At 51.1% G+C, this 11748-nt stretch carries 11 protein-coding genes; all 11 read left to right on the top strand.

Going from position 1 to position 11748, the window contains the following annotated elements; all coding sequences use genetic code 11:
• Nucleotides 1-16 precede the first annotated feature (16 nt).
• The 11 genes from infB (at nt 17) to HMPREF1246_RS05660 (ending at nt 11308) form a co-directional block, all read left to right on the top strand.
• Nucleotides 17-2581, top strand: coding sequence for a translation initiation factor IF-2 (gene infB / locus HMPREF1246_RS05710; protein ID WP_021736960.1), 2565 nt, complete (start codon nt 17-19; stop codon nt 2579-2581).
• Between the two features lie 11 nt (nt 2582-2592).
• On the top strand, nt 2593-2952 hold the full coding sequence (gene rbfA / locus HMPREF1246_RS05705) for a 30S ribosome-binding factor RbfA (protein ID WP_009015238.1): 360 nt from the start codon (nt 2593-2595) through the stop codon (nt 2950-2952).
• Complete coding sequence (locus HMPREF1246_RS05700) at nt 2945-3901, top strand: bifunctional oligoribonuclease/PAP phosphatase NrnA (RefSeq protein ID WP_021736955.1); 957 nt, start codon at nt 2945-2947, stop codon at nt 3899-3901. Before rbfA ends, HMPREF1246_RS05700 begins: the two co-directional genes overlap by 8 nt.
• A 1-nt stretch (nt 3902) precedes the next feature.
• Nucleotides 3903-4769: a tRNA pseudouridine(55) synthase TruB gene (truB, locus tag HMPREF1246_RS05695; protein WP_021736972.1), complete on the top strand. Its 867-nt coding sequence runs from the start codon at nt 3903-3905 to the stop codon at nt 4767-4769.
• A gap of 9 nt (nt 4770-4778) precedes the next feature.
• Nucleotides 4779-5717, top strand: coding sequence for a bifunctional riboflavin kinase/FAD synthetase (locus HMPREF1246_RS05690; RefSeq protein ID WP_021736973.1), 939 nt, complete (start codon nt 4779-4781; stop codon nt 5715-5717).
• 109 nt (nt 5718-5826) lie between these two features.
• Complete coding sequence (gene rpsO / locus HMPREF1246_RS05685; protein ID WP_009015234.1) at nt 5827-6093, top strand: 30S ribosomal protein S15; 267 nt, start codon at nt 5827-5829, stop codon at nt 6091-6093.
• 132 nt (nt 6094-6225) lie between these two features.
• Nucleotides 6226-7404 (top strand): M20 family metallopeptidase, encoded by a 1179-nt coding sequence (locus tag HMPREF1246_RS05680; protein ID WP_021736959.1) that lies wholly within the window; start codon nt 6226-6228, stop codon nt 7402-7404.
• On the top strand, nt 7401-8141 hold the full coding sequence (locus tag HMPREF1246_RS05675; protein WP_021736967.1) for a YoaK family protein: 741 nt from the start codon (nt 7401-7403) through the stop codon (nt 8139-8141). The genes HMPREF1246_RS05680 and HMPREF1246_RS05675 overlap by 4 nt, the downstream gene beginning before the upstream one ends.
• Nucleotides 8142-8247: 106 nt before the next feature.
• Nucleotides 8248-8853 carry an ATP-binding cassette domain-containing protein gene (locus tag HMPREF1246_RS05670; RefSeq protein WP_231368248.1) on the top strand — a complete coding sequence of 202 codons (606 nt, stop codon included), beginning with the start codon at nt 8248-8250 and terminating at the stop codon, nt 8851-8853.
• Nucleotides 8850-9641: an ABC transporter permease gene (locus HMPREF1246_RS05665; protein ID WP_021736952.1), complete on the top strand. Its 792-nt coding sequence runs from the start codon at nt 8850-8852 to the stop codon at nt 9639-9641. Before HMPREF1246_RS05670 ends, HMPREF1246_RS05665 begins: the two co-directional genes overlap by 4 nt.
• 209 nt (nt 9642-9850) lie before the next feature.
• Nucleotides 9851-11308 carry a nicotinate phosphoribosyltransferase gene (locus tag HMPREF1246_RS05660; RefSeq protein ID WP_021736965.1) on the top strand — a complete coding sequence of 486 codons (1458 nt, stop codon included), beginning with the start codon at nt 9851-9853 and terminating at the stop codon, nt 11306-11308.
• Nucleotides 11309-11748: the final 440 nt, after the last annotated feature.

Here is an 11748-nt window from a genome sequence, read left to right as displayed (position 1 = left end):
TACTGGAGGTGTGCGGATGACAAAATTTAGAATATATGAGATCGCCAAAGAAATCAATGTGGACAGCAAGGAAATCGTGTCTTTCCTGAAGGGCCGCAACATTGCTGTCAAGAGTAACCTGAGCTCCGTCGATGAAGGGGTCCGGCAAACGGTCCTCAAGGAAATGGGCCGCAAGGGAAATGGACCCAAAGCCTCGCAAAAGGTTCAGGCGCCTCAGCAATCTTCTGGCCAGCCGAAGGAACGAGTTGCTCCCAAGGCTGCTCCTGTTCATCCAGCGCAGCCTGCTCAGAAAGACCAGCAGCGGGAAGATCGCCGCAAGGAAGGCCACAATCAGCAGGGAAGCCAACATGGCGACCATAACGGTCATGGCGGGGAGAGCCGTCGCCCTGACAATCGGGACCGTCAAAACAGCGGCCGCATGAATCAGCAAAATGGTCAGCGCACTCAGCATAATGGAGCAAGCACTGCCCATAATGACCATAATGATCGCAGCCGCGGCAGCCAGCAGAACCATGGCAGAGCAAATGGGAATGGCCCCCGTCATAATGACAATCGGGATAACCGCGGCGGTACCAGCAATAACCGCCGCAGCCAGAACAATCCCCGCAATAACGGCGGCCGTCCGCAAAACAGCGGATTCAATATGAACAGCCCCCATGCCGGAAAGGATATGGGAAAAAGAAACCAGAACTTCGGACATAAGGAGAAAAAGGAAAAAATCAAGGGATCGTACGCAAGCCGCGATACACGCCCCTTACGCAGTGCAGATCATATGATGAAAAACCATAAACACAAAAACAACAACCAGGCCGCACCGAAAAAGCAGGCTGAAGTCGTTCGTCCGACGAGCATTGAAGTAGGCGAGAGCATCAGTGTCAAGGACTTTGCCAAACTTTTGTGCCGCGATGTCAATGAAGTCATCAAGAAGCTCTTCCTCTTAGGGAAGATGGTGACCATCAATCAGGAAATTGACCATGAAACGGCCGAGCTCGTAGGTATGGACTTCAACTGTGAAATCAAGGAACCGCCTCCTGAACAGGATCCGACGGAACTTCCGGAAGTCGAAGATGATCCGGCCAAACGCAAGCCCCGTCCCCCTGTTGTTACCGTCATGGGTCACGTTGACCATGGGAAGACGTCCCTTCTTGACGCTATCCGTAAGACCAATGTGACGGCCCGTGAAGCTGGCGGGATTACGCAGCACATCGGTGCCTACCGTGTTATTTGCCAAGGCAGGCCCATTGTCTTTTTGGATACGCCGGGCCATGAAGCCTTTACGGCCATGCGTGCCAGAGGGGCTCAGGTCACGGATATTGCTGTCCTTGTTGTTGCCGCGGACGACGGCGTCATGCCCCAGACACTGGAAGCCATCAACCATGCCAAGGCCGCCAATGTGCCTGTTATCGTTGCCATCAACAAAATCGATAAAGAAGGGGCCAACCCTGACTTTGTCATGCAGCAGCTGTCCGAACACGGTCTCATTCCGGAAGCTTGGGGCGGCGATACCATCATGGTTCCTGTTTCGGCCCGCCAGAAGACGGGAATTTCTGATATCCTTGAAATGATTCTCTTGGAAGCCGATATGCTCGAACTGAAAGCAAACCCCGACCTGCCCGCCCATGGTACCATCATTGAAGCTAAACTGGATAAGGGCCGTGGACCGGTGGCAACGGTCCTTGTTGACCGCGGGACGCTCCATATCGGTGATTCCATCCTTGCTGGAACAACTTATGGCAAAGTCCGTGCCATGGTCAACGACCGGGGTGAAAAAGTAAAGAAGGCCGGCCCTTCTACGCCGGTTGAGGTCCTGGGCCTCAACGATGTGCCAGAAGCCGGTGACTTCCTTGATGCAACGGATGAACATACGGCGCGCGTTGTTGCTGAAAAACGGCTGGATAAGCAAAAGATGGACGAGCAGAAGAAAGCCAAGGTTTCCCTTGATGATATCTTTAGCCGTATCCAGGAAGGGGAAATGAAGGACCTGAACATCGTTGTCAAAGCCGATGTCCAAGGAACCATCCAGGCCCTTGAACAGGCCCTTACGAATATCAAGAACACGGAAGTCAAGGTTGTGATTGTGCACTCCGGTGTCGGTACGATCAACGAATCGGACGTCATGCTCGCCAGTGCTTCCAATGCCCTCATCATTGGCTTCAACGTTCGTCCTGATGCCAATGCGCGCAAAGCTGCCGAGACCGAACAGGTCGATATCCGGACCTACCGCGTCATCTATGATGCCCTCAATGATGTTGAAGCGGCTATCAAGGGGATGCTGGCACCGAAGTTCCGGGAAAAGATCATTGGCCATGTTGAAATCCGTAAGGTTATTCCCATCAACAAGAACCTTATTGCCGGTGCTTATGTCAAGGACGGGAAGATTACGAGAAACGCCAAGATTCGCCTTGTCCGCGACGGAATCATTGTCCATGAAGGTGAACTTGATTCCCTGCGCCGCTTCAAAGATGATGTCAAGGAAGTTGCGGCCAGCTATGAATGCGGTCTCACCCTTGCCGACTATCGCGATATCAAGGAAGGCGACCAGCTCGAAGTCTACATCATGGAAGAAGTCGCAGCTGACTAAGGAGAAGTACTATGTCAAAATTACGGGCTGAAAAACTTCAGGCCCTGATCAAACAGGAATTGAGCAATATGCTGCTGCGTGAAGTCAAGGACCCGCGTGTAAAATTTGTTACCATTACGGGCGTTGAAGTCACAAATGAACTCAGCTATGCCAAGATTTATGTGAGCCTTTATGGCTCTGAAAAACAGCAGGAGGAGGCCTGGAAAGGCCTTCAGAGCTGCCTGGGATATTTCCGGACGGAAATTGCCAAACGCATCAAACTTCGGATGGCGCCCCATTTAAGCTTCCATAAAGATACGTCCATGGAATACTCGGCTCATATTGAGTCTATCCTGAAGGAAATCAAAGAGAAAGAAGACCATCATGAGTAAAAACGTGGGCTATCAGGAAACGTGGAATCTCATTATGACGGCTTCCCGCATTGCCATCGTCAGCCATATCGGCCCTGATGGGGATACGACGGGATCCGGGCTTGCCCTTGCTGAAGCACTCCGTCAAAAGGGAAAGACGGTGCACCTTCTTGTGGATGATGTCATTCCCCCGACCTATCGATTCATGCCCGGTGCGGATGGGTACCATCAGGTGGCGGAAGGGGAGACCATTCCCACGGATCTTACTGTTGTGGTTGATGCTAGCTCCAAGGACCGGATGGGGGCCAATGAAGCGGCCTTGTCATCTCCCATCCTCAACATCGATCACCATATTTCTAATACGCATTACGCCGACTACCTGCTCCTTGACCCAAAGGCAGCGGCAACCGGTGAGGTCATTTATCGGCTCTTTAAGGAAAATCACGTTCCCATCAATAAAAATATGGCCATCTGTCTTTATACGGCAATTGTCACGGACTGCGGCTTCTTTAAGTATGGAAATACGACGCCGGCGTGCATGATGGCTGCCGCAGAGCTTCTGCCTTATGGCGTCCATCCCGACGAGATTTCCGATATCCTGGAGATGAAATCAAGGGAGACCATCGAACTGCTGGCCAAGGTCCTGCCGACGCTGACCTTCTATGAAGGTGGAAAGATCAGCACCTTGGAAATCCATCATGACCTTTATCAAAAGGAGATTTCTACGGACAGCTTCATCTACTATCCCCGCTATATTGAAGGCGTGGAAGTGGCCGTGGTCTTCAAGGCTGTGGAAGAAGATGAGACGCGGGTCAGCATGCGTTCCCGTTCGGTCGATGTCAGTCAGATCGCCCTTTCCTTTGGCGGCGGTGGGCACGTGAAAGCTGCGGGATGTACCATCAAAGCGCCTCTTCCCGAAGCCAAAGAATCATCGATCAAGGCCCTTTCGAAGGCCCTGCAAGGAGCCTGACATGGACGGCATCTTCAATGTGCTGAAACCATCGGGGATGACCAGTCACGATGTTGTCGGCGCCATGCGGAAGATCCTCCAAATGAAAAAAATCGGTCATGCAGGGACCCTTGATCCCATGGCTGCCGGTGTCTTGCCTGTCTTTACTGGGCAGGCAACGCGCTTTTTGGAATATGCGGCCCATGACCGCAAGACCTACCGAGCGGAGCTGACCTTTGGCTTTCGTACCGATACGGGAGATTTGGAGGGAAAAGTCCTTGCGGAAAGTCCTGTTCGGGACCTTGATCTTGCTGAACTCAAGGAAACCCTCCAATCCTTTGTTGGGGAGGGCATGCAGGTTCCCCCCATGTATTCGGCAATCAGTGTGGGCGGCAAAAAGCTCTATAAACTAGCCCGACAGGGGATTGTAGTGGAACGGGAGCCTCGACCCATTACCATCCATGATCTATCCCTTTTGACTTATCGGAAAAAGACCCTGCTCTTTGAAGTCACTTGTTCCAAGGGAACCTTTATCCGGACCCTGTGTGAGGATATTGCTAAAAAGCTTGCCATGGAAGGAACCATGAGTTTTCTTTTACGCACAAAAGTGGGGGACTTCACCTTGGAAAACGCCCATACCTTGGAGGAAATCCAGCAGGACCCCTATGGGACCGCTCTTTCATTGGATGTGGTGCTGCGTCATTTTCCGCATCGTGAGGTCAATGACATCCAAGCCCGCCGCATTGCCCAAGGGGTCGCCACGACGGTTCGCGGCATTGAAGAAGGACAACTTTATGTCATCGAGCGCAACGGTCATGAGGTCATTGGCCTTGCCCGTGCTAAACAAGGACGGCTGTGTCCCCATAAAATCATCTACATTCCGGAGTGATGGCGTACCATGCAAATCATAACAACATTGGATGAACTGAATCAGGCGGTGCTGCCGCCCTCGGCAGCGGCACTGGGAACCTTTGACGGACTCCATAGAGGGCATCAGAAGGTCATCCATACGACCAGGGCCTATGCGAAGGAGCATGGACTTTCTTCCTTGGTCTTTACCTTCAGCAATCATCCCTTGGCTTTTTTGAAGCCGGAAAAGGAACCGCCCCGGCTTCTTTCCAATCCCGATAAGATTGCCCTTCTTGAGGAAATGGGAATTGATATTCTCTGTAACATTCCCTTCACCCGGGAATTGGCCGATCTTTCCGCAGACGGATTTCTCACGCTCCTTGAAGACAAGGGCGTACGGGCCGTTGGGATTGGGACCAATTTCAGCTTTGGCGCCGGCGGTACCGGGAATGTGGACTTTTTGAACAAAGTCCATGAAAAATATGAGCTCACCCTCTTGACCAGTCCTCTTTTGACCTTGGATGGCTGCGTGATTTCCAGTACGCAGATCAGACGGGCCATTGGGGAAGGACAGATCCATAAAGCCAATTTCATGTTGGGACGGCCCTACGTAATCCATGGAACCGTCGTCCATGGGGATAAACGGGGCCGTACCCTGGGGTTCCCCACGGCTAATATCAGCCTTATGAATGCAAAGATTGCCATTCCCCAATATGGTGTCTATGCTGGTCTTGTCAAGGCCAAAGGCGCATGGTACAAAGCCATGCTCAATGTGGGCAACAATCCCACCTTCGACACGGAGGACATCCGGTTGGAAGCCCATCTGTTCGGCTTTGACCGCAATCTTTATGGTGAGACCATCACCGTGAAGCTGATGGAAAAAATTCGTGATGAAATCCGTTTTTCCTCGGCAGAACAGCTGATCCGGCAAATGGAAAAGGATAAAAAAGCGACGCTGCTCATGGATTTTAGTTGCGGCGGCTTCTAAACTATGATATACTACCAACGTGCCCACAAGGGCGAGCCATGACGCTGCCATGCGATCTCCGACGCTGGCTGCAGTTATCGGCATGATCTGTATTGAGGAGGAATTTATTATGTTGACACCTGCAAGAAAAAAAGAACTGATCGAAACCTACCGCATCAACGAAGCTGACACGGGATCCCCGGAAGTCCAGATTGCCATTCTTTCTGAACGCATCAGCTATCTGACAGAACACCTGAAGAACAACAAGAAAGACCATCATTCCCGTCGTGGTCTTCTGAAAATGGTTGGTCAGCGCCGCGGTCTTCTGAATTACCTCATGAAGAAGGATATCGAAAGATACCGCTCCATCGTTGAAAGACTGGGTCTTCGCAAATAATTTCGTACCTGAACCTGAAGCGTCACTGCAAACGTCCGTTTGTGGTGACGTTTTTTTTTGAGGGTTTGACAAGCGGAAGCAGCCTTTCTATACTTAGGAAAGAAGTAACAAGGAAAAGAGGGGGATTTTCCATTGGATACACAAAAAGAAGCCCTTTGGCACCTCATTGATGAACAAAAAGGGGTACTTATTTCGACGGCTGACGACATTTATGACCACCCTGAATGGGAAGGAAAGGAGGTCCATGCAGCTTCGCTGCTGACGGACCTTTTTAAGGAAATGGGGTTTGCAGTGGAACTTGGCGTGGGCGGACTTCCAACCGCCTTTCGTGCACGGTACCAACATGAGGAAGGCGGGCCATCCATTGGCCTATTATGCGAATATGACGCACTTAAGGATTTTGGTCACGGCTGCGGCCATCATCTCCAAGGACCGGCCGTGATTGGAGCAGCCCATGCCTTGAAAGAAATCCTCACTGACCGTCCCTATCAGCTTGTCATTTACGGAACGCCAGCTGAAGAAAGCTTTGGCGGCAAGATCAATATGCTTGAAGCCGGTCTTTTCCAGGATATCGATGTCGCACTCATGATGCATGGCGGTCCTTACACCCAAACTGATGTCAAGAGCCTTGCCCTCAGTGAGATCCTTGCCACCTTCCATGGCAAATCCTCCCATGCGGCCATTGCGCCCCACAAAGGGCGGTCGGCACTGGACGCCCTGCTTCTTGCCTTTAACGGAATCGAATATCTGCGCGAACATGTGCCTGACGATGTCCGCATGCACTATACCATTGAAACCTTGCCCGGTCCCAATAATATCGTTCCCGATACAGCAGTCGGATCCTTCTGCCTTCGCTCTTATTCTCGGGAAGCCCTTGATGAAGTTGTAAGCCGCGTTCGCGATATCCTAAAGGGCGCGGCCCTTATGGCTGGTGTAACGGTTACTATGGTTGACCGTCCTTCTTTTGACGATAAACTGCCTGCACCAACCCTCAATGCCGTCATCATGGAAAATGCCAAGGCCTGCGGCGCTCCAGGGATTGCACCGCCTCGCGAAAAGACAGGTTCCACGGATTTTGGCAATGTCCTTCACCGTATGCCCGGCGCCTGCGCCCGCATCAAGTTCGTTCCGGAAGGCGCGGCAGCCCATTCCCAGGAATATTTGGATCATGGCAAGGATGACATGGGCCATGCCGCCATCCTATATGGTGCCAAGATTCTTGCAGGAACGGCTTATGACCTCATTTGCGGCAAGGATCTCATGGACCGGATCAAAGAAGATTTTCAAAAGGAGCTTACGAAACGCCAATGAAACCCAATAAGAACACAGGCGGCTATTTTGCCACCCATTATGATGAAATCATTCACTGGCTCATGGCCTGCTATGCTGGCTTTGGCGGGATGTATTCCGTAGTGCTCCATGCCCGGAATTTTGTCAATGCCCAGACGGGGAACCTCATGAGCATTACGGAAGATTTTTTGGGCGGTGATTTTTTCTCCGTCATGACAAGGGTAGGGGCCCTCATCATGTTTGCCGCTGGGGTTGTGGTTTCTTTCCTGCTTTCCCAGAAAATCCAAAAAGATATGCGCAAAATCGTCATCTGCGTCAATGCCGTTGCCATAACCCTCGTAGCGCTCATGCCTCTTACTTGGGACCCCATTATGACCATCTATCCCATGATTTTTGCGGCCAGTTTTCAATGGGGAACTTTTTCCGAAGCCCAGGGCTATGCCAGTGCGACCATCTTTCTTTCAAATAACACGAAGCAGTCTGTACTTGCTTGGACCCAGTTTTTCATGACGAAGGACTGGAAATATTTCCACAAGGCCATTCTCTATACAGGGACCATCCTTTCCTTTATGGCTGGCTGCCTGGCAGCCGGATTTGCTGTCCTGCGGGAAGGCGTCTATGGAGCCTTTTATGGGTATGCCCTTCTTGTCATTGCCATGATCCTTGTCCATCTTTCCGACCGGTATGGCGGAACAGAAGAGGAAGAGGCCATGGACCGGATCAAAGAAGTGGAAGAAGAAGAAAAGATGCCCGTATGACGGTTCTTCCTATTTTCGTGCTCACTTGCAGAAAAAAGGATCTATTAAAAGGGCATAAAAGGGGATGACAGCAATGAGCAATCCAATTTTATATTCTGATGATCAAATGACAGCTTTGGGAAGGATCGTGTACCCGGAAATCAAGATTGAACGAGGGTCCATGACCTTCCTCATCGGACCCAGCGGCTGCGGCAAAAGTACCTATCTGCGGCTCCTTAACGGCACCCTCCTGCCAGATAAAGGAACCGTCCGTTATGAGGGAAGGCCGCTTGCCAGCTATGACATCCTCAGCTATCGGAAAAAAGTACTTCGTGTACCCCAGGAACCTTTTTTATTTGAAGGGACCATCAAGGAAAACTTCGAAGCGTATTATGGGGTCGTGCGTGAAAAGCCGCCTTATCTGGATCAGATGCGGGAAGCCCTTCGGCGGGCCGCCCTTCCTATTTCCATCGAAACTGACTGCCGCAGTCTTTCTGGCGGGGAACGGCAGCGCGCTTATCTTGCCCTTTTTCTTTCTTTTTCCCCTGATGTTCTGCTGCTGGATGAACCCACTGCGTCCCTTGATGAAGATACAGCGCGAACCCTGTTTCATTCCTTAAAGGAAGAAAGCCATCAGACGGGAAGGACCCTCTTATGTGTGTGCCATGATACCCACCTCACGCATGAATTTGCTGATGCCACGATTTTTCTAGCAGGAGGCCATGAAAAATGAACCTGTTCCTGATGCAGTTTCTGCAATTTTCGACGGTTTATCTCTTGCTCCTTTTGATTCTTTTTATTATGAAGCGGTGCCGCATTGAAAAGACAGGCCTGCTTCTTACGGCAAGCGCGAAGATGACCATCCAGCTCATCCTTTCAGGATGGGTCCTGACCTATCTTTTTGATAGACCCAACTCGTTATGGACCGGTCTTTATTTATTTGTCATGATGGCTTTTTCCATCCACCGCGTCCTATCCAAAAATCCGGGCCTTTCTCCTTCTTTCCGTTTTGTGATTGGTCTATCCATGACTCTAGGCGGGTTTTCCATTTTAGCCTTCTTTGTCATGGCTGTCGCAAGAAGACCTTTTTTTGACCCGCAGTATGTCATCCCTTTGGGCGGCATGCTCCTCGGCAATGCCATGAACAGCGTTTCCCTAGGCATCAAGACCTTTCGGGAGACCCTGGTGGGGCAGCAGGCCCGTATGGAAGCCTTGACCTGCCTAGGCGCGGATAGTGGAGACATTCTCCAGCCATTTGTCATCAGGGCCCTTGAAACGGCCATGGTTCCGACGCTGAACTCCATGGTGGGCATGGGCATCGTGTCCCTGCCGGGCATGATGACCGGGCAGATCCTTGCTGGGGCGCCTCCGCTTTTGGCCATTCTCTACCAGATCTCCATCATGATTGCCATTGCTTCCGTCGTTACCTTGACAAGTTTTGCCTCCCTTTATGCAGGAGCGCGGACCCTTTACGATAAAAAGACACAGATGATTCGGCTCCCTGAAACAAAAGGGCACTGACTTGTCAGACGTGCAGTTTTTCAGATAATTGCCATGACTTTTTCTATGCAACATGATAAAATGAAACATATTGACGCTTGTCATGAGAACGGAATGGCCCACAGGCTGAGAGGGGACGCTTCTTCCCGCCCCCAAGACAAGCGGCGCATTATCAGAGGCCCACAAGGAATTCCCCTTCGTGGGCCAAAACCTTGGGAGGGTATGCACCAATGCAATCAGATGAACGAAATTTGTCCCTTGTTATGGATCTTTATGAAATGACCATGGCAAATGGCTATTTTAGTGATGGTCTGGACAAGATAAAGAAAGTCACTTTCGATGTCTTTTATCGAAACAATCCTGATAATGGCGGCTATGCCATCTTTGCTGGCCTGGAACAAGTGCTCGAACTGGTGAAGAATTTCCATTTCTCAAAGAGTGACGTAGCTTATTTCCGCAGCCTCCATCTGTTTAGCGAAGAATTCCTGACCTATCTTGAAAGCTATCATTTCCATGGCGATATCGATGCCCTGCTCGAAGGAACCGTCATGTATCCCCATGAACCCATCCTGACGGTTACCGCGCCCATGCTCGATGCCCAGCTGCTTGAAACCGCTATCCTTGCGGAAATCAATCATCAGTCCCTCATTGCGACAAAGACGAACCGGATTGTCCGCGCGGCCCAGGGCCGCGTTGTATCTGACTTTGGTGCACGCCGGGCCCACAACATGGATGCAGCTGTCTATGGAGCCCGTGCCGCTTATATTGGTGGGGCCAATGGGACCGCAACCGTCCTTGCAGGCAAGGAATTTGGTATTCCCGTAGGCGGTACCATGGCCCACAGCTGGGTGATGTACTTTGATGACGAATTTGAAGCCTTCAAAAAATATGCGGAGATCTACCCGGATAATGTGGTCCTTCTCATTGATACGTATGACGTCATCCATTCCGGTCTGCCCAATGCTATCCGGACGGCAAAGGAAATCCTTCATCCCATGGGCAAACGGCTCAAAGGCGTGCGCATTGATTCTGGGGACCTGGCTTACCTTTCCAAACGGGTCCGCAAGATCCTTGATGATGAAGGGCTCCATGACTGTCAAATTGTGGCTTCAAACAGCCTTGATGAATATACCATTCGGTCCATCCTTGATCAGGGAGGACGCATCGATTCCTTTGGCGTTGGTGAACGCCTCATTACTGCTAAAAGCGATCCGGTCTTCGGTGCGGTTTATAAGCTGGTTGCTGTCGAAAACCAAGACAAGACCTGGACGCCGCGCATCAAGGTTTCTGAATCCATTGAAAAGATTACGAATCCTGGCCGGAAGGACTTGTACCGTATCTACAACAGCAATGGCAAGGCCCTTTGTGATCTCATTGCCTGCGAGGGTGAAACGGTTGACCTTTCGGCGCCCTTCCGCTATGTCGATCCCAAGGAACCTTGGCGTCTCCGTCACTATACAAACTGCACGGCTAAAGCCCTCAAGGTTCCCGTTGTCCGTGACGGCAAGGTAATCTATCAAACACCAAGCCTTGACGCAATCCGTGAGTATGTGCGGCATCAGCTGACCGAAGAAATCTGGGAGGAAGAACAGCGCTTTGAAAATCCGCATCCTCACTTCATGGATATGACGCCAGCCTACTACGAAGAAAAGATGCAGGTCTTGGCTCAATCGAGAAAAGGCCGCTAAAAACGTTTCCCTGTCCTTATAAGGACAGGGTTTTCTTTTTTCTTTATCAAGCGACTTGAGGATAAAGAGGGGACTTCCCGAATTGGTTCTAAGACGGAGTCGGGGATAGGTCTATTGCAGTTCTGTCATTATAATGGCGATATCGCACCAGCCGCAAGATAAATGTCCCCGCTGATTACCATTCCCTTTATCATTTCTTCTTTCGTTCGGCCCACGAGAGAAAGGATTTCTTCGCGCGGGGCTGTAGGAGCCGGCGTGCTTCGGTGAGGATCAGGCCTTTTTTTGCCGCGCGGAAAAAGCGCTTCCCCAGTTCGTGTTCCAGTTCCAGAAGGGGCCTTGATAAGGTAAGCTCGTCAGATGATGGAATGATGCTGCTTTGGTTATGTTTTCTTCTCGGGTAGCCGCCAAGAAGCAGCGTAGGGATTGCGGCTTCATATACT

This window comes from Acidaminococcus sp. BV3L6 (assembly GCF_000468835.1).
GTDB classification, from domain to species: Bacteria; Bacillota; Negativicutes; order Acidaminococcales; family Acidaminococcaceae; genus Acidaminococcus; species Acidaminococcus intestini.
The sequence above is the reverse complement of the archived record's forward strand: the minus strand, read 5'-3'. Positions and strand labels throughout refer to the sequence as shown.